The organism is Psychrobacter sp. HII-4, assembly GCF_904846595.1.
Taxonomy (GTDB): Bacteria; Pseudomonadota; Gammaproteobacteria; order Pseudomonadales; family Moraxellaceae; genus Psychrobacter; species Psychrobacter celer.
In genome coordinates this window covers 18,757-36,857 of record NZ_CAJHBJ010000012.1, presented here as the reverse complement: position 1 = coordinate 36,857, position 18,101 = coordinate 18,757, and the positions used below count along the sequence as shown (strand labels likewise).

Here is an 18,101-nt window from a genome sequence, read left to right as displayed (position 1 = left end):
ATTAATATCAACGAATAGATTTTAATGAGAATTCTTTGTTTAATATAACCAAATAATAATCTTTGAGCTATTCTGAAAAAACCGTAGACAAAAACTTGGTAAACTAAAGAAGATAAATAGGAGTTTACCATGACAAAGAAAGCTAAAAGATACAGTGAAGAATTTAAAGCAGAAGCGGTCAAAACAATAGAGAATAATGGTGGCAATGTCAGTGCTACAGCAAGGCAATTAGGGCAGACCCTAGCTAATTGGCAACGAAAAGCTATTAAAGGCAAATTCAAAGGTACTAAGCAATAAGATCCAGAGCTTGTTTCAGCCCTTGAAGGAATTAAGCGTTTAAAACGTGAACTAAAAATAGTACAAGAAGAACGAGAGATACTAAATGAGGAGGGATAAAGCGAAGCACTGCTTCGCTTCGCCCCGACGCAAGACGAGAGCTATGCTCGAGTGGGGCCACGGCATACTTTGCGAATGAGGAGTGTTAAAAAACAGTCTGGGAGACTGTTTTAGCGACGCAAGGCGAAGGGCTATGCTCGAAGTAACAGTCAGTAAAGTACGCTTTTATTGACCATCACAAGACTAAATTCAATATCACAACCATGTGCAAAATCTTTGATATCAAACCATCAAGCTACTATGACTGGTCCAAGCGTGATATAAGTGCTCAGCAAATACATCGTAATCAGTGTGAGCTGCTTGTAAGGGCTGCACACAGTGAAACCAAAGAGCGATATGGTTATGAGCGTCTGCATGCTCATTTAAGCCAACAAGGGCATGAGATTAGCAGATATATGGTACGGTACGTAGTATTAAAGAGGAACATGATATCAAATGTAGACGTCATAAGCGCTTTAAAGTGACAACGGACTCAGACCATAACAAACGAGTCTATCCTAATTTGCTTAAACAACAGTTTGGAGTCAATCGTCCTAATTGTATCTGGGTCAGTGATATCACCTATGTCTGGTCAGATGAGGGTTGGCTGTATGCAGCAGGTGTTAAAGACTTATATACCAAAGAGCTGGTGGGCTACGCCATGGGTATACGCATGACCGCTGATTTAGTCTGTAAGGCCTTAAATAAAGCAATCAAAGATAAAAGACCGAGCCAAGAACTTATTGTTCATTCAGATAGAGGCGGTCAGTATTGTAGCAATAAGTATCGCAAAAACATTAGCAGACACGGTTTTAAAGGATCTATGAGTGCTAAAGGCAACTGTTTCGACAACGCACCAATAGAGAGCTTCTGGGGCGTGTTAAAGAATGAGCTGGTGTATCACCATAATTATAAGACTCGATTTGAAGCAATCAACAGTATCATGAAATATATTGAGTTAGATTACAACCAAACGAGAATTCAAAAGGGTTTAGGTCGCCAAGACAAGTGTGGCTTGATTATTACCGTCAGGCTGCGTAACCAAAATCTCCCAAGTTTAAATGTACGGATTTGACGACAGGGGGAACAAGCTATTAGTGATTGTCCATGGGTTATGCTCTGATAGGGAAGTTTGGGATCTGTTTTTTCTTCATTTTATATAAGTATTGAGATTGTTACTTTCTTTTAAGATCATCAGTAAAGGAATCACTAAAAAAATACACGCCAAAAAAATTACAAAATTAAAATTTATATAACTCAAGCTTAATCCAGATATTAGAGAACCCATTATCAACCCTAATGGTGGAAATACTTCGACAATACCTCGAAATTTTGGATATATTATTCCATAAGGATTGACCGCAATTATGTTTGATGAAACTGAATAACCAAATGCCCAAACAATACCTGCAATAAGCATATAAGCCAATAAACTATTGTAGCTAACATTGTGATTGTAGCTTATATAAGCTGATATTAAAAAGGCTATAATGCTAATAAATAAGCTAAATTTTAAGATGGATGCTATAAGAAACCTACTCATTAGTATTGGCACTATTACTATGGGTAAATACATAGCTACCATGTGCCACTGAATTAAAGAAGATATATTTGAAGCTGTCAAACTTCTTGCTGTTGCTTCTAATGGAACGGAAGTCATTACTAGAGTCATAGTTACATAACTACAAAACCCTATCAGACCACCCAGATATAATAATGATTTGTATACCCCAATGTTTTTTTTCATTTCATTTGTTTCAAAATTGATGTTCACTTTGCTAAGAGAATACTTCTTAGGTAGAGTAAAACATAAAATTAATGCTAAAAGCCCGAAAAGAGCAACAGCTAAATAAGCTTTATAGAAAAGTTCAGGGAGAGGAGATATTTGTTTAGCAATCCACGGCCCTATAATTGCTCCAACAATTCCACTAACTAAGACTAAATTAGTATTCCAGGGTGATTTAATTCTTGCGATATCTTGTACTAAAAGGCGATGGTAATTAGATAGCCCTATAAAAATACCAACTAAAATTAGGCTAAAACAAAATATATTGAATATATTATTGCGTACCGAAAAAGAGGATAAGAGCCCTGATGCTATACAAAGAAATGCTGATAAAGTATAAGTCCTTCTTAGTCCAAAATATTCAATTAATGACATACCGCAACGAGAACCAATGATCATTCCTATACCTATCATGGCATAAGAAGCAGTTCCTCCAAAGTCACTATGGGTAAGCATTTGTCCCGACCTAACTGTAATACTAAGATCCAAACTAGCAACAGAAAAAGATATAGCATAAAGAATTGCAAATCTTAGAGTATTTGTGTTTAGTGACTTGATAATATTCATAGTAGTTCCATCTTCCCACTTTGTTAAGCGATATAAAAATCAGAAAAATTATAATTATTGATATAACGCTCAACTTCGTTCTTTGATGCAATATTAATTTCAGGATGGATTAACATACTATACCTATCATTTATTTTTTCTAACACTGCTATGCCGTGGTATGGTAGTAATTTAGAAGCTTTTTTATACTCTGGATAAATTCTTAACCCTAATACATCTTGTTTTTTCTGGTGTATTGTTGCCCTAATGGAGTTAGGAAAATATCTTTCTTCCCACGCAAGTTGCGACATTGCATATTTCAAAGCTCGATAATCAATAAATGCTTTTTCGGTTCTTCTTAGCACCTCTCTACCGAATGTACTTGAGAAGTCACTATCTCTGAAAGTTTTTACTATAACCTCATAAGGTGCAATTATATCTCTAGTGGTAATTGTTCCTGCCATAGCAGAAATCCAAGCTTTGTGTTCACTATTATCTAGTCCATAACTTGAGTCTACAGATAATTTCTCGTACATACGCATATAGCTATCTTCAAATTTCTTAATATCATGTTTAGCCATATCACACATATCATGTATGTATAGGTTTTCCAACTCATTTTCTTTAGAATATTTTTTTAAGTCATCTAAATATTTAGATGAAATGACAGGATCAGAACCCAAGGGGCGTACATAAAAGTTTGAATCAGCGATAATTTGAAAACGTAACTCAACACTAGTCATATCTAAAAATAGTTTGGAAATATTTTGTAATGATTGCAAAGAGCAAGCTTCAGCGAAAGTAACTGTTGTTGGTTCTATTCGTTTTGCTAAATTACCAATCACACAAAATATTGGAATGACAATATCAAGGGGTGTTGATTTTTTTAAAACTTTTTTAACAGTAGTTTGAATTTTTAAAGACTCTCTGAAACGTCGTCTTGAATTAAATTGGAAAGCGTGATGGTTTAAAAATTCAATAATAAATTGTTCTTTTGAATGGTTTTTATAGGAGTTGTAAAACTTTGTCGGATCAAAATCTCTATAAACAGAACATTCTTTGAGTAAAAACTTTCTATCTTCTTCAGATTTATTTTTTGGTAATTGTTGGGACAGGTGGGGGAGGCTATCAGGCCACTCATAGTTAGACGGAGGCATTGCATCAGCCAATAGACTTTCTACTGTTAAAGTATTATTAGACATCCGTGTCACCTTTTTATGTTTTATTTAATATACTTTTCAATGGTTGTATTTGGTGAGATTAGGTAAATTATTTTGTGTTTGAAAATTTCACTTATAAACTCTTTGTAATTCAAACAATATTTGAGTTGAAATCATGATCGATACATCCCTATCAACTTTTAGTGGATTAACAAAAGGGCACTTCACCGCCTAGTGGATTCCTGACTAAGAAGGTCAAAGAGTGATGAAATGCCCACAGAGAAACTCGTCATCAATATATGTAACATTCAAGAATATATCTTAAAGTTTACATTTACCCCTAAGCATTCTTGTTTTTGAACTCTTGACGATACTTATGCAACAGGGGCTCAGTATAACCAGAAGGTTGCTCACCACCTTTTAAGATAAGCTCTTTTGCACATTGAAATGCCATAGACTTATCAAAATCTGGTGCCATATTGCGATAAGCATTATCTCCAGCATTTTGCTTATCAACTTTAAGTGCCATACGTTGTAGGGAGTCTATAACCTGTTGCTCGCTTATCACCTCATGCTGTAACCAATTCGCCAATAGTTGCGAGGAAATGCGCAGTGTCGCTCTATCCTCCATTAAGTCAATATCGTGAATATCAGGCACCTTAGAACAGCCTATACCTTGCTCAACCCAGCGAACGACATACCCTAAAATAGACTGGCAATTATCTTCAAGCTCTTGCTGAATTTCATCCTTACTCCACAAAAATTTATTAGCCAGTGGAATGGTCATTAAGTCTTTAAAGGTGTTGCGACGACCATTTTCAAGAAGTTTGTTTTGTACCTCAAACGCATTGATTTCATGATAGTGAGTAGCATGCAAGGTAGCAGCGGTAGGTGATGGCACCCAAGCTGTTGAAGCGCCTTCTTTGAGCTGGTCAATTTTCTTATCTAACATTTGCGCCATTTGCTCTGTTTTAGTCCACATACCTTTACCAATCTGCGCTCTGCCTTGGAATCCATGCGCTAGACCTGTATCTACATTATTATTCTCATAAGCAAGCTTCCACGGTGCTGTTTGTAAGTTTGCTTTGGGTAACATAGCCCCTGCATACATGGAGGTATGAATTTCATCACCAGTGCGATCCAAAAATCCAGTATTGATAAACGCAATTCTATTCTTACCAGTAGCAATACAGGCATCAAGATTTAATGAAGTACGGCGCTCTTCATCCATACAGCCTATTTTCAACGTCAGTTGTGGTAATCCTAGTAGATCTTCAATAGCACTGAACAGATCACAAGTAAACTGAACTTCATCAGGTCCATGTAATTTAGGTTTTACGATGTATATAGATCCAGTACGGGAATTACGCAGTTGATTTTTTAAATCTAGGCCAGGAATAGCAGCGGCAGCAGTAATGACACCATCCATTATTCCCTCAAATACTTCATCACCATTTTGATCTAGGATAGCTGGATTTTGCATCAGAGGTCCAACGTTGCGAACAAACATCAGCGAACGTCCATGCAATCTAATCTCATTACCGTTTACATCGGTATAGTAGCGATCTTCATTCGGCTGTCGAGTAAACTTTTTGCCATTCTTAACTATATCAACCGCCAGTTTCCCTGTATTTAAGCCTAACCAATTTGCATACCCTAAAGTCTTATCTTCAGCATCTACCGCAGCCGTTGAGTCTTCAAAATCAATGATGGTAGTCAAGGCTGACTCCATTAGAATATCTTTTATCCCTGCTTTATCTTGCTTACCTATTTGAGAGTTAGGATCAATTTGAATCTCAAAATAAAGCCCATTATTTAAAATTAAAATGGCGTCAGGTTGATTTTTGTCACCTCTAAAGCCTGCATATACTTCAGGTGAACACAATGCAACAGGCTCACCATTAATATGTGCTGTAAGCTCTCCAGATTCAATAGAATATTGGGTGACATCTTTGTGTGAGCCAGTAGCCAACGGGATAACTCTATCCAAAAACTCTCGCCCCCATTCAATTACCTTTTGACCCCGTTGTTTATCGTAACCTGTCGTCTGATTATTTGAGTCTTGTTCAATGGCATTAGTGCCATACAATGCGTCATATAAAGAGCCCCAACGAGCATTTAATGCATTTAAAGCAAAACGGGCATTTAAAGCAGTAATAACAAGTTGTGGCCCTGCCTTTTGTGCAATTTCTTGATCGACATTTTGCGTGGTTATTTGGAAGTCTTTTTTAGAATCAGCTGTGCTTTCAACTAAATAGCCAATCTCTCGAAGGAACTCTTCATAGTCATTAAAGTCGAATCTGTCCTGATTCTGAATATGCCATTGATCGATTTTGTTCTGAAACTCATCACGCTTATCAAGAAGCTGACGATTGCGTGGCGTAAATTCTGCAATTATGTCCGAAAAACCGTCCCAAAATTTTTGCTGATCTTCTTCAGCTACTTTACCAATACTGGGCAATAGCGTTTCACTTATAAACTGATATAAAGAAGAATCTATTTTAAGGTTGCTTTTAGTGATACGGTTCATAGTAAAACCCCTTATTCATGATTGGATTGTTAAGTTTTTTTATTCAATAACTACATAGCAGGTTCTATTTCACTCTGCATTAATAAATTTTGTATTTGCGATAAATAATCCTGGAATTGACATTGTTATTACTCCTATAGCCATTGCGATTGTTGCCATTTTCATACCTTGATAATCCGCTAAATAACCGCCTAAAATTGGAATGATACTCGCTGATACATAGACGCCAAGGCACAATAATGAAATAGCAGTTTTAACTGATTTTGCTGCATAAGTATGAACCACCTTGAAACTCGCATAGTTACTTATGCCTTGACCTGCTCCGATAGCGACAACTGACATCACTAGTACTAATAGTGAAGATACTACTGACCCTAAAATCAACAAAGCCATGGCGCTAATAATTATTATTAGTGATACTAAAAGTAGCTTAAAGGGTTCAATGTTTCTAAATACAAATTGCGATATAGGGCTTACTAAGTACATTCCGCCAGCTAACAAACCACCTGCCAATACGCTATTCAATCCAATATCTTTTACAATAGTCGGCATTAGTGCCAGCACGATGGCAGCAGCGGTCATTCCTGGAGCAAATGCGCCTAACCCTGCCAGTGTTGCCCGATTTTCTTGCTGACCCATAGACTGAAAGGGCAACCACCCTATATTTTTTACCTTAAGAGAATCTGACTGACTAAGGACTATTGGAATACAAAATATTAATAAACTAGCTTCAACAACAAAGACTGTTACAGTAGGATAAGGCAAAAAATTTGCCACAACGGCAGCTAAAATAGGGCCACCAGCCAAGCCTAATCCCATCCCTACCGTTCCTATTAATGTTGCCTTGTGACTTTCATTTTGTTTTGCTGTAGCCAATATCGCATCAGTCCCTAAAACTAATATGAGACCAGTACATAACCCCGTTAAAACTCTTGCTGCAATAAGTGTTGTGACATTTGAAGCTCCTGCATAACCAATGCAAGACAATAAGCCAAATACACAGGCCGTTAGAATGATTTTTTTTCGTCCAAAGCGGTTGGATAATGCCGTAGCGAGCAAAAATGCTGGAGCAAGACCTCCAAGATACATGACAAATATGAGGCTCAACATTCCTGTCGAAAAGCCAATTTGGTGTCGCCAAATTTCAAGTAACGGAGTTACTAAATTAGGTAACATAAACGCAGAAATTATCGGTAAAGCGTGTATAGGTAAAGGAAATGAGTACTCTCTCATAAGCATGTTCTTTAGTGTTAATAGCTACTTATTATTTAATAAACCATCATAACCCCCTAAGGGGGTTATTTCACTATTTAAATTAACCCCCTTAGGGGGTTATGTCAAGACAAATTTGTATTTTAAATTTACCTAGTAACTCTCGACATCAATTTATGATGCTATATACTCTTTACATATTTCTCTCAAATCCGCTAATTTTTTAGCTATATAGTAAATTTCAAATAACTTGAGTACGAGCGACCTACTACAGATAGAACATCTATGTGAAGGTAAAACAATAAATCATTTATTTGAGGCAGACTATAAGCTACAACTTTAGCTCACCAATTATTTAAGATTAGTTTTAATTGATGGGCTAAAAAAGTTCTCCTACTAGGGAGTTCTATATATTTGAGAGTATGTTTCTATATTGTTTGTTTCGTAAGGGGTAAATTATATGAATTATCCAAAACTTGGTTTTGTGTTCTATGGAGGCTGTGCAAGCTTGGATTTGTATAACACATTAAGGCGTCGTAAAGACCCAAAATCCACTACTCAAGATTTGTTAGAACAAGATGACGGACTTAAGAAATGGTTCCTTGAAGCACAAAAAAAAGCCACTTGGACAAGCTCAATACCATCTTTGAGTGAGAGTGCTATAAGTCAGCAAGTATCTGATAAAGTTCAAAGTCAAGCGATACAGATTAGAGGGATTATAGAAAAGCTAATTAATAAAAATGCATCTTCTCATGAGATAACAAAATTAAATGTTCTTGCTCAATTAAGACCACATTGGGAACTATCCCTAAATGATGGTTTATTGATAGCAAAGAATACGTTGGATTTAGAGGCGTTGCTAGGATATGTGGCGGAAGACTGTATCCAGCTATTTACATCAAACATATCCACTAATATAAAAGAATGTGCTCAAGATCGTTGCGGGATTGTGTTTTTAGATCGCTCGAATGGCGCTAAAAGGAATTGGTGTTCTATGAAGACGTGTGGTAATCGAGCTAAAGCATTGAGGTCTATAGAGAGAAAATCTGATAGCTAACACTAACTTGTACTAAAGTTTGTGTGCTTTAGATCTGGTTTATAACGTTTTAAAAGTGAATACCTTAGTGCTTAGAAAAGACTTAATCATATATTTAGACATAGCCTTTAGTATTATAGGCATACTTAACTGATTTCATTAAGACATATAATTAAAAAGGATTCATAAACCGTAATATCAATGGTTTTAATAAGATACCATAGCGAGCTTTTCGGATATTTTAAAGAATAAATTTATGAAACAGACTACATTTATAATTTGAAACTTCTTCTTAAAGCTTGATTTATCAATAGTCCAGCTACTCATGATAAGAAAAATATTTGTTGTTATACCTATCAGCTAATTCTTTGAAAATAATAGTTGATAACCATAAAATAACTACTGTGATCATTGCTGTGGAAAGTAGAGGTGCAGCCAGAGGTGCTAGAAAATTGTCTTCAAACATTGGCAGTAAAAACCTTGGTAAACCACCCGTGACAATCCAGTGAAGCGCCATCACTAATGCACTTATCACCAAGCCCACAAAAACGCTATAAAAGTGAAAACGTTGCTCATTACGATACCTTGAGACACCAATACATTTATTACAATACGGCATCCTTTGATAATCCTCGAAAGACAGCATACCATCACCGTTCTTGCAAGGAAGCATTGAATTAATAGTTAAATCACCCCCGCAAACATTCCCAAGATTATCATTTCCCACCGTTACATGGTTATGCATTATCTAACCTCCTACTTAGGCTTAATATCTCTTCCAGCTATATTACCTGTATTACCATCCCCTACACTTACTGTATTACCAGTACCTGTTGCCTGTGCTTGCTCACCATACATCAAGCCAGTTATAACATGCTTTTGCACAGACTCTGATGCCTGCCTAAATAGTTCGACAAGTAGCTTTTCTTGCGTTGTTAACAAAAGACTGTCTCGTCTACCAGTAATGACATAATTAATATCAAACCCTAATTCAGCAATCTTGATTAAATACTGAGCATCAGGATACCGTTTACCCTGCTCATAGTTAGATTGAGTAGGAATAGCTATACCTGCATAATCAGCAACATCTTTTGCCTTTAAGCCAAGCCGTGAACGCTCTTCCGCCAAAAATAAATTACCCAAAAGATTAAATCCTATTGACATTAATTAATCGTATGATTAATATACATTATGTTAGTGCGATAAACAAAGTGTTACAAGGAGATTATGCCATGAGCGTTAGAGTTAAGACAACCCAACGGGCAAAGCCATTCTTAGTGCGTTTGCCCTCATCTCATATCAGGCAAGCATATGAACAATACTGCTTAGATAATATGCGAAGTTTAGACGCCCAATCAGCAATGCTTATCACAAAAGAGTTGCAAGCATCAGGTTATCTATCCAGCGAATTTCAAAGGATAAATCATAAGGATTAGCACGATAAAACACAGCGCAAACAGGAGGGGGTTATGGACTAAAAAAATCTATCAACAATTGAATAAACAGGCTGCGTAGATAAAGATGCACAGTATCCGTGTCTGATACACACAGATACTGCACAGGTGTCGTTTTCAAGCTTCGACATTACTATTGTTACGTTTCTAGTTGATGATGTCAATCAGAAACCGAGCATCTATGTTTGCGCATTGATATATTTAATCTATTTTAGGAAATATTTATGCGTTTAGATGTTAAAACTCAACGTCAAATCATTCAATATCATTTAATTAATCCAAGCTATAGTCAACGTAAAATCGCTAGTATGCTTAGCATTTCACATAACACTGTTGGCAGGGTATTAAAACTCTATAAGCGGTGCACCATACATGGTGATGATTTGTTGAATCTACCTAATAATGAGTTTGAAGCCCAGTTAGGCTCACAGCCTAAAGTTTATCAACAGTCTCACAAAGTCGAACCTGATTGGGATTACATAAACGATGAACTAAAGAAGCGTGATATGACGCTAATGCTACTATGGCAAGAATACCGAATTGATTGCCCTGAAGGTCTGTCATACTCACAGTTTGCCCGTAAATATAGACAATGGCGTAAAACCAATCGGCTATCCATGCGTCAACACTATAAAGTGGGTGAGCAAGTGTTGGTCGATTTCTGTGGTCGTACTATGCCAGTAAAGAACTCTGATACAGGTGAAGTGCGTTACGTACAGGTATTTGTTGGGGTGTTGGGAGCATCGGGATATATATTTGCCTATGCTGTTGAATCACAGAAAATTAAAGACTGGTTACGCTGTCATATTGAAATGTTTCGTTATTTTGAAGGTGTACCAGAGCAAGTCGTTACTGATAATCTAAAATCTGCTGTCATCACCAACACTAAAACTCGGCTACAGATCAATCAAAGTTATGCTGAACTTGCTGAGCACTATAACTTTGCAATTAATCCAACTCGACCACGTAAACCCAAAGATAAGGGGTTAGCGGAGGTATGTGTACAAATCGTACAGCGAGGTATTTTAGCAAAACTACGTTATCGTACTTTTTTCTCATTAGATGAGTTAAATGAAGCTATTTTAACAGGATTGATTGAGCTAAATGCTAAAACCACTAAACGTTTTCCTACGTCAAGATATGAGCAATTCTTGAAGCTTGATAAACCATATTTAACGCCATTACCTCACTCTAGCTTTGAAATTAGGGATTGGCTGTATGCCCAAAGAGTCGATGAATTTTATCAAGTGGTAGTGGATGGAGTGCGCTATAGCGTACCGTATCAATATGCACATAAACAAATTGACATAGCAATCTCGGACAAATTGATTGAAATGTACTATCAGCGTAATCGTATTGCTTCTCATGCTATCGCAAGTGATGGTCAGCTTGATGTGATTGATATTAACCATATGCCTAAAGACCATCAGTATCAAGCTGGATCAAATATTGACTACTTAAAACAATGGTCTGGGCAATGGGGAGAGAATTGTGAGCTATGGACGCATGAGTATTTGGCAAATAAAAGGGAGTTTAAGTCAAACTCATTGAAATTTAGAGAGTTTAAAGACTGGGTTGTAAATAATAACTTTGAGGAACGTCTTGATGGTGCATGCCAATGTGCGATTAATATGCAGTCATTTAATATATCAACACTAAAAAAGTTGGTATCCAGTAAAAGCTATTTAAAGTTGAATAATAAGGCTGGCAAAACTCATACAGATATTTGTCATGAAAATATTCGAGGTGCTGGCTATTACCAGCACATTATTCAACAAAATACCAGCTTGGAGAATAGTCATGCTTAATACAACACTACGTAAACAATTAAATGAGCTAAAATTAACTAGCTTTGTCGAATTATTAGATACCAATTATGAACTATACTTAAAACAAGGGTTATCGTTTAGCGAAATACTTAGTCTATTAAGCGATGCTGAAATACAAAATCGACATCAAAGGCGAATTGAAAGGCTGATAAAAGCTGCAAAGTTTCGTTATCCTTCTGCTAGACTTGAAGAAGTTACATATGCGCCCAGTCGCAAGTTAGATAAAGCGATTATACAGCACTTAGCATCAGGTAGTTGGTTAAAGAAAAAACAGAACCTATTGATATTTGGTGCAACAGGTACTGGTAAAACATGGCTTTCTTGCGCTATAGGTATTCAAGCTTGTCGACAAGGTTATGAAACATTGTTCATAACTGCACAGCAGTTATTTGAAGAGCTAAGTGATGCACTACTTAATGGGAGTTTAATTAGATTAAGACGAAAATTGATAAAGAGTCGCTTATTGATCATCGATGATTTCGCTTTAGGTCATATAGATATACAAATTGCACCATTATTACTAGAAATTATTGATTTACAGTCCATGAACGGAAGCCTAATGATTACTAGTCAGTTTTCAATAGAGCATTGGCATGATAAGTTCAGTGATTCAACGATCGCTGATGCTTTGTTAGATCGGGTTATCAATCAAGCGCACATCATAGAATTAAAAGGTAAATCTATGAGAAAAGTGGCAGATGCTTTTGATGGATAATATTGAATAGTTTTCTATTCTGAAATTAATGTGGTCACGAATGGTAATAATGACTGGTCACGTCATTTACCATTTGGTGGTCACATTTGATAAGAATAGGTGGGTATGGGAGAGGTTATTTTGCACTACCTCGACCAGTTAGCCGAGTGGCATGGTTATCCTAAGCAAATTCGTGTGGATAACGGCAGTGAGTTTACATCCAGCATATTCACTGATTGGGCATCAGCTCATGGTATCTATGTTGACTATATCGAGCCTGGCTGCCCTTATCAGAATGCTTATATTGAACGGTTTAATCGCAGTTATCGCAATGAGGTTTTAGATTGCTACCTTTTCAACAATTTAAACGAGGTTACTCAACTGACTGAAGACTGGATCAAGGTTTATAACAACGAAAGACCCCATGATTCACTTAATGATATGACACCTGCCGATTATAGGCAGGTGGCTTAATTATTCTACGATGATGTTGTGTTAAGAATGGGGTATTTACAGTTGGTTATGCGCAATATGTGAGCATGCTTTATGGCGGACAGATAAAGAAAATAAACAAATGTTAACCATCAAAAAAGCCAGACAGCTTAAATTGTCTGGCTTTTTTGATGGTTAAACATATATCAATATAAATAATTATCAAAATTCGTCTTTTCGGGGGAGATTCGGCTTCTATAAAACTTTAGAGTAAGTACTGTCATTATCTTAATTCTAATCACTTCAAGTGGAAATATCCATGAATAATAAAAACCAACCTAAAAGAGAGCTGGTCGTAAACTGGCACATTACCGAGGCTTGCAATTATAAATGTAGTTACTGCTTTGCCAAATGGAATAGGCAAAAGAACGAAGTTATGAATGACGAAGCAGCTACTATTCGTTTATTAGATGAAATTAGTAAATTACCAACAATATTAAACAATAGCTATCCAACAAACTTCAATAGTATACGTTTAAATTTAGTAGGCGGTGAAACCTTTCTAAGCTTTAGGAAGGTTTCTAGGATTATTCATCATGCTAAGCAAAGAAACCTTAACCTATCTGCAATCACAAACGGCAGCCGACTAAACGATGAGTTGATAGATTTGATTGCAATGAACTTCTGCAGCATTGGATTCAGTCTTGACTCCTTGGACAACCAAACAAACTTAACAATTGGAAGATCGGAAAAAAACAATCCTATGGATGTCAGGAAACTGTCAGAAGACATCAAAACTATAAAAAAACTAAATCCCAATATCGACATCAAGATCAATACTGTTGTGAGTAATTTAAATAAAAATGAAGATTTATCTTCTTTCATTAATAAGATAGAACCTGTTAAATGGAAGATATTTAAAGTTCTACCAATAATCACTAAAGAAAATAATATATCCCAAAGCGATTTTTCTCAGTTTTTAGATCGTCACAGTGAGTTTGACAGTATTATCTCTTCTGAAGATAATGACGAGATGACTGACTCCTACCTCATGATTGACCCTGTAGGAAAATTTTTCCAAAACTCAAATACTACGAAGGGGTATGTTTATAGTAGTCCAATTATAGAAATCGGTATTCATCAGGCATTTAGTGAAATAGAGTTTGATCCTGAAAAATTTCATGGACGCTATAAAAACAATCATATTGATGTGCTTGAGTTAGGTTAAATGACTATATATTGAGAGTTTTCTGCTAACTGGTAGCTATCGGTGTGGCTTGCTTTTTTAAATAATCAGGCCACTCAGTACGTTCATTTTTATCTAGCTCATCGTTGTGTTGTTCATAAAAACTAGTGAATGACCTCCATAAATCATAATATTCGTCGTAGATAAAAGAATTTTGCTCTTTAGTAGCTCTGTTCAATTTGTTCGTTCGCTCGTAGATGTTCTGAAAAAAAGCATAGATAAACCATATAATTCCTTCAACACTGGGAGGTGAGCCTGCAAGCTCATTAACGTTATCTGTTTTAATATAATTAATGAATGACTTTTGAGAATTAACCAATATTTTATTAGAGTCGTCTTTCACAGAGTTCTCCATACCAACTAACCAATACACTTCTTCAAGACTGATCCAGTTTCTCTTGCTATCTCGTTCGCTTTTCTTATAAATAAACTCATCTAATATCCCTTCTTTATCTTCTACTTGCCAGTCAATTTCTTTTCGAATACCATACAAACTTGTAGGCATTTTCTTGTGCTTCTGAAAATAAAATACTGTTAGTAATAAATGAATAAAAGAGCGCGAGGTACAAGTAAACGGACTACCATTCTTCTTGATTAAATTATACTTTTTATTGGTTGAGTCATAGTACCACTTATCTGGATTTAACTTGTGCATGAACAGCCAGCCTAAGCTGATAGGTGCAATAGCCTTTGAATAAGCCGCATGGTGGATACAGGCATCAAGATGGGCGATAAAACTCAACACTAAATATAGATAGAACTCGTCTGCTGGCATGTCAGCATGAAGAGCGTCATCCTTATAATTGAATGTATCAGACAAATAGTCCTTGAAGTCAATAATAAACTGAGTATTGAGCTTTTCGCTTAAACATGTATCCATGATTTTAGTATGCTTTAATAATTCTTTAGCGGTCTCAGCACCAAACATCCGCAATATAGTCTCATAAGGATTATCGATTAGCTTACCTTTTTCAAGGTTTATATCTTCCTTGTTAATACTGCCTTTTTTCTGAGTAGTGGTTAAGTTATCAAAAATACCCGCAACTTGAACTTGCCGTTTTTTAGGTATTTTAGATAGCCCTTTTGTCAGCTGCTTTACTAAGCTTTTACATTCAGGGATTCCTTTTATCAGTAGCTGTGTTGGTAGCATACTATATTCATAGCGCTGCTTCTCAGCTTCGTTACTAAAGAGGTTAATATTTTCATCCAACATATTTAGCATCTCTTGTTCTAAACTGATCTGTAGCCTAGATATAAATCTTTAAATCATTATGGTCTTTTTTCTATTTACTAGTCACAGTCTGTCTATCCTAATTGTAAATATACTTACTGAAGTACAGTGTTTATGCGCTTTGCGTCAAAAACCCTACTCAATAAATCGATTGAATCAGTTCTTGAGTGAGCTCTACGTTTGGTTTCGATGTATCATCAGCAAGACTACGCTTACTTGATAGTAGCTTATCCAGTTTAATTTCAAACGTCTCAAAATCAGTTGCTGCAATAGATGGATAGTACACGTAAACCTCTTTATCTTGCCCAATTCGGTAGGCTCTATTAGTTGCTTGATCTTCCTTAGCTGGGTTCCAACTACGTGTGTAGTGGATCACATGATTCGCTTTTTGGATATTCACACCAAAGCCAACTGCCACCGTGGATAAGATAATCACATTGAAGCCATTCACTTTTTGGAACTTGTCAATAATACCCTGCCGCGTTAAGCCTACTCTACTGTTAGTGTTTGAATCCCCATTCACTGTAGTAACGTTTAATCCAAATCGCTCAAGGAGAAAGCGTTTTAAAAATACTTGAATAGGTCTGAACTCAGTAAAGATAATAACCTTTTCATCTTTTTGCTTTATGGTCTCTAACATCTTTATTAACCACTCAGCTTTAGGTGAATCTTTGATAGTTGCTTGCTCTTGCAACTTTAGAGGGTGAGCGCAAATCATTCGCATACTATGTAATGCAGTTAACATAACACCCTTATGTCCTTGTTCAGACAAACTTCTACAATCATTTGATACTTGTTTATAGAGTGTGCGTTGCAGCGTTGACATTTCAATGTTTTTACAATCATTAACTTCGTGTTTTGCTGGTAGCTCAGCGACATCATGCTTCATACGTCTTAATACTTGCGGCTCAATCAATTGACGAAGCTCATCTATTATCGCGCTATCTCCATCGTCTTTCTTTTCAATAGGACGACGATACTCTTTGTTAAACTCACTAAGCGAACCCAGTAGATTTTCTTATATAAAATCAAATAAACACCATAGGTCAACCAGTGAGTTTTCTACAGGCGTACCTGTACAAGCAATCTCAAAATCCACCTTTGAACCGCCCCCGACTATATCGGAGAGTGGATTGCTTGAGTCAGGCAGCTTTGTCTGACTCATTAAGGCTATCATAGTATCGTCTCTCAAACTCAAAAGGCGACACATAACCAATCGTACTATGAATGCGAGTTTTGTTAAACCTGAGAAGCGTTAAAAATCGATTAAGTATCGATTTAGCTTTGCAAGGCGAGAGCTATGCTCGAGTGACGACCCATTCAAGGGTTGCTAATTCAACATCCTACGCATCCCGCCACTGCTGTTTTAAATATTCAATCACCTCTGTTTTATAAAGCCCGTTAACCGTTTCAGCCAATGCATTATCGTATGAATCACCGGTTGTACCAACAGATGCAATAACGCCAGAATCAGCCATCTTATCAGTATAGCGAATGGATAAGTATTGAACGCCGCGATCACTATGATGAATCACATCTTTTGGGTTATTTCTGTCTGCAATGGCTTGATTTAACGCTGCCATCACCATATCCGTGTTCATACGATCTGATACTTTCCAACCAACGATAGCGCGAGCAAACACATCAATGATAAAAGCAGTATATACCCAACCACTCAATGTCTTTATATAGGTAAAATCAGCTACCCATAGTTGGTTAGGGCGATGGGCGTTAAAGTTACGATTAACTAAATCATCAGCACGCTTTTGATCATCACGAGACTTAGTCGTTATCTTACCCATACCTCGCCAAACACATTGCATACCATGCTGACGCATTAACCGCTCTATAGTGCAGCGTGCAGGATGTATACCCTTTGCTTTCAACTGTTGCCAAACTTTACGAGCACCGTATCGGCATTTGCTGTTCTTACAGATACGTTTAATCTCATTAAGGTAGAAATCGTCATGCTGACTACGCTGTGAACGCTTTTCAGGATTCTCTTCTAGTTCTTTAGCACGATAGTATGTGGATGGAGCAATCGGTAATACTCTACAGGTTGGCTCGACTCCATATTGTTGTTTATGATCTTCAATAAAATCAACCATTACTTGGGTTTGCGGCCCTTCTCCGCCTGGGCTTCAAGTCCAGCAGCTTTCTTTATAATCTCATTGGCTTGCTTGAGCTCTCTGTTCTCACGTTCAAGCTCTTTGATACGCTCCGCTTGGCTTTGAGCTTGAATGTTTGCAGGAATGGTTTTATCAATGTGCTTTTTATGCCATGATCGTAGGGTCTCAGGCGTGCAACCTATCTTTGGCGCTATGGCTTTGATGGCTGACCAGGTGGATGGGTAATCGTCTTTAGCTGCAATCAGCATACGGACGGCGCTCTCTTTCATTTCAGGGATATAATTTCGTGTTTTCATTGTCGTATTCTCTTGGAGCGTTGAGTCTCCGACAATCTCGGGGCGGTTCACTTACGTCCATTCTTCTTGGTGTGTTTATCACGACAAAAATGGCAGTTTTTTGATTCATGGCTTTGATTCCTTGAAAATATAGATAGTATATAGC

14 protein-coding genes, 2 pseudogenes and 1 other annotated feature are annotated in these 18,101 nt (G+C 36.8%); of the genes and pseudogenes, 6 read left to right on the top strand and 10 right to left on the bottom strand.

Features of this window, described 5'->3' with window-relative positions:
* Positions 1–129 precede the first annotated feature (129 nt).
* Positions 130–1,416 (top strand): annotated as a pseudogene (locus JMX98_RS07630) (IS3 family transposase).
* Between the two features lie 109 nt (positions 1,417–1,525).
* Here the strand turns inward: JMX98_RS07630 and JMX98_RS07625 are convergent.
* The 4 genes from JMX98_RS07625 to JMX98_RS07610 form a co-directional block, all read right to left on the bottom strand.
* A complete protein-coding gene (locus JMX98_RS07625; RefSeq protein WP_201585684.1) occupies positions 1,526–2,728 on the bottom strand; it encodes a hypothetical protein in 1,203 nt (400 codons plus the stop codon).
* A 23-nt stretch (positions 2,729–2,751) separates the two neighbouring features.
* Entirely contained in the window at positions 2,752–3,909 is a 1,158-nt protein-coding gene (locus tag JMX98_RS07620; RefSeq protein WP_201585682.1) for an L-tyrosine/L-tryptophan isonitrile synthase family protein, read from the bottom strand.
* Between the two features lie 298 nt (positions 3,910–4,207).
* Positions 4,208–6,397, bottom strand: coding sequence for a malate synthase G (locus JMX98_RS07615; protein ID WP_201585681.1), 2,190 nt, complete (start codon positions 6,395–6,397; stop codon positions 4,208–4,210).
* A 69-nt stretch (positions 6,398–6,466) separates the two neighbouring features.
* A complete protein-coding gene (locus tag JMX98_RS07610; RefSeq protein ID WP_201585680.1) occupies positions 6,467–7,630 on the bottom strand; it encodes an MFS transporter in 1,164 nt (387 codons plus the stop codon).
* Positions 7,631–8,069: 439 nt separating this feature from the next.
* On the opposite strand from JMX98_RS07610, the gene JMX98_RS07605 reads away from it, so the two are divergent.
* The gene (locus tag JMX98_RS07605) at positions 8,070–8,666 is read left to right on the top strand and encodes a CGNR zinc finger domain-containing protein (protein ID WP_201585679.1); all 597 of its coding nucleotides are present in this window, start codon (positions 8,070–8,072) and stop codon (positions 8,664–8,666) included.
* Between the two features lie 298 nt (positions 8,667–8,964).
* On the opposite strand, the gene JMX98_RS07600 is transcribed toward JMX98_RS07605, so the two are convergent.
* Entirely contained in the window at positions 8,965–9,390 is a 426-nt protein-coding gene (locus JMX98_RS07600; RefSeq protein WP_201585678.1) for a hypothetical protein, read from the bottom strand.
* An 11-nt stretch (positions 9,391–9,401) separates the two neighbouring features.
* A complete protein-coding gene (locus JMX98_RS07595; protein WP_201585677.1) occupies positions 9,402–9,788 on the bottom strand; it encodes a helix-turn-helix domain-containing protein in 387 nt (128 codons plus the stop codon).
* Positions 9,789–10,323: 535 nt separating this feature from the next.
* Between JMX98_RS07595 and istA the strand changes: the two genes are divergently transcribed.
* From istA to JMX98_RS07575, 4 genes are all read left to right on the top strand, one after another.
* On the top strand, positions 10,324–11,907 hold the full coding sequence (gene istA / locus JMX98_RS07590; protein WP_201585676.1) for an IS21 family transposase: 1,584 nt from the start codon (positions 10,324–10,326) through the stop codon (positions 11,905–11,907).
* On the top strand, positions 11,900–12,643 hold the full coding sequence (istB, locus tag JMX98_RS07585) for an IS21-like element helper ATPase IstB (RefSeq protein WP_201585674.1): 744 nt from the start codon (positions 11,900–11,902) through the stop codon (positions 12,641–12,643). Before istA ends, istB begins: the two co-directional genes overlap by 8 nt.
* 105 nt (positions 12,644–12,748) lie before the next feature.
* Positions 12,749–13,096 carry an integrase core domain-containing protein gene (locus JMX98_RS07580; protein ID WP_201585672.1) on the top strand — a complete coding sequence of 116 codons (348 nt, stop codon included), beginning with the start codon at positions 12,749–12,751 and terminating at the stop codon, positions 13,094–13,096.
* Positions 13,097–13,373: 277 nt separating this feature from the next.
* Positions 13,374–14,282: a viperin family antiviral radical SAM protein gene (locus tag JMX98_RS07575; protein WP_201585670.1), complete on the top strand. Its 909-nt coding sequence runs from the start codon at positions 13,374–13,376 to the stop codon at positions 14,280–14,282.
* 25 nt (positions 14,283–14,307) lie between these two features.
* On the opposite strand, the gene JMX98_RS07570 is transcribed toward JMX98_RS07575, so the two are convergent.
* The 4 genes and pseudogenes from JMX98_RS07570 to JMX98_RS07560 all read right to left on the bottom strand — a co-directional run bounded on the left by JMX98_RS07570 (position 14,308) and on the right by JMX98_RS07560 (position 17,956).
* Positions 14,308–15,513 carry a hypothetical protein gene (locus tag JMX98_RS07570; protein ID WP_201585668.1) on the bottom strand — a complete coding sequence of 402 codons (1,206 nt, stop codon included), beginning with the start codon at positions 15,511–15,513 and terminating at the stop codon, positions 14,308–14,310.
* Positions 15,514–15,670: 157 nt separating this feature from the next.
* Positions 15,671–16,540, bottom strand: coding sequence for a DEAD/DEAH box helicase (locus JMX98_RS07565; protein ID WP_227680083.1), 870 nt, complete (start codon positions 16,538–16,540; stop codon positions 15,671–15,673).
* 9 nt (positions 16,541–16,549) lie between these two features.
* Complete coding sequence (locus tag JMX98_RS14085) at positions 16,550–16,696, bottom strand: hypothetical protein (protein WP_227680084.1); 147 nt, start codon at positions 16,694–16,696, stop codon at positions 16,550–16,552.
* Positions 16,674–17,956, bottom strand: a pseudogene (locus JMX98_RS07560) (IS3 family transposase). Before JMX98_RS07560 ends, JMX98_RS14085 begins: the two are co-directional and overlap by 23 nt.
* Positions 17,565–17,681: a sequence feature (AL1L pseudoknot), on the bottom strand. It overlaps the preceding pseudogene by 117 nt.
* Positions 17,957–18,101 lie beyond the last annotated feature (145 nt).

Excerpts from the sequence above, each read along its gene's own strand:
- JMX98_RS07605 (WP_201585679.1), top strand. The coding sequence starts at position 8,070 with ATGAATTATCCAAAACTTGGTTTTGTGTTCTATGGAGGCTGTGCAAGC.
- JMX98_RS07600 (WP_201585678.1), bottom strand. The coding sequence starts at position 9,390 with ATGCATAACCATGTAACGGTGGGAAATGATAATCTTGGGAATGTTTGC.
- JMX98_RS14085 (WP_227680084.1), bottom strand. The coding sequence starts at position 16,696 with ATGAGTCAGACAAAGCTGCCTGACTCAAGCAATCCACTCTCCGATATA.
- istA (WP_201585676.1), top strand. The coding sequence starts at position 10,324 with ATGCGTTTAGATGTTAAAACTCAACGTCAAATCATTCAATATCATTTA.
- JMX98_RS07580 (WP_201585672.1), top strand. The coding sequence starts at position 12,749 with ATGGGAGAGGTTATTTTGCACTACCTCGACCAGTTAGCCGAGTGGCAT.
- istB (WP_201585674.1), top strand. The coding sequence starts at position 11,900 with ATGCTTAATACAACACTACGTAAACAATTAAATGAGCTAAAATTAACT.
- JMX98_RS07615 (WP_201585681.1), bottom strand. The coding sequence starts at position 6,397 with ATGAACCGTATCACTAAAAGCAACCTTAAAATAGATTCTTCTTTATAT.
- JMX98_RS07625 (WP_201585684.1), bottom strand. The coding sequence starts at position 2,728 with ATGAATATTATCAAGTCACTAAACACAAATACTCTAAGATTTGCAATT.
- JMX98_RS07620 (WP_201585682.1), bottom strand. The coding sequence starts at position 3,909 with ATGTCTAATAATACTTTAACAGTAGAAAGTCTATTGGCTGATGCAATG.
- JMX98_RS07610 (WP_201585680.1), bottom strand. The coding sequence starts at position 7,630 with ATGAGAGAGTACTCATTTCCTTTACCTATACACGCTTTACCGATAATT.
- JMX98_RS07570 (WP_201585668.1), bottom strand. The coding sequence starts at position 15,513 with ATGTTGGATGAAAATATTAACCTCTTTAGTAACGAAGCTGAGAAGCAG.
- JMX98_RS07575 (WP_201585670.1), top strand. The coding sequence starts at position 13,374 with ATGAATAATAAAAACCAACCTAAAAGAGAGCTGGTCGTAAACTGGCAC.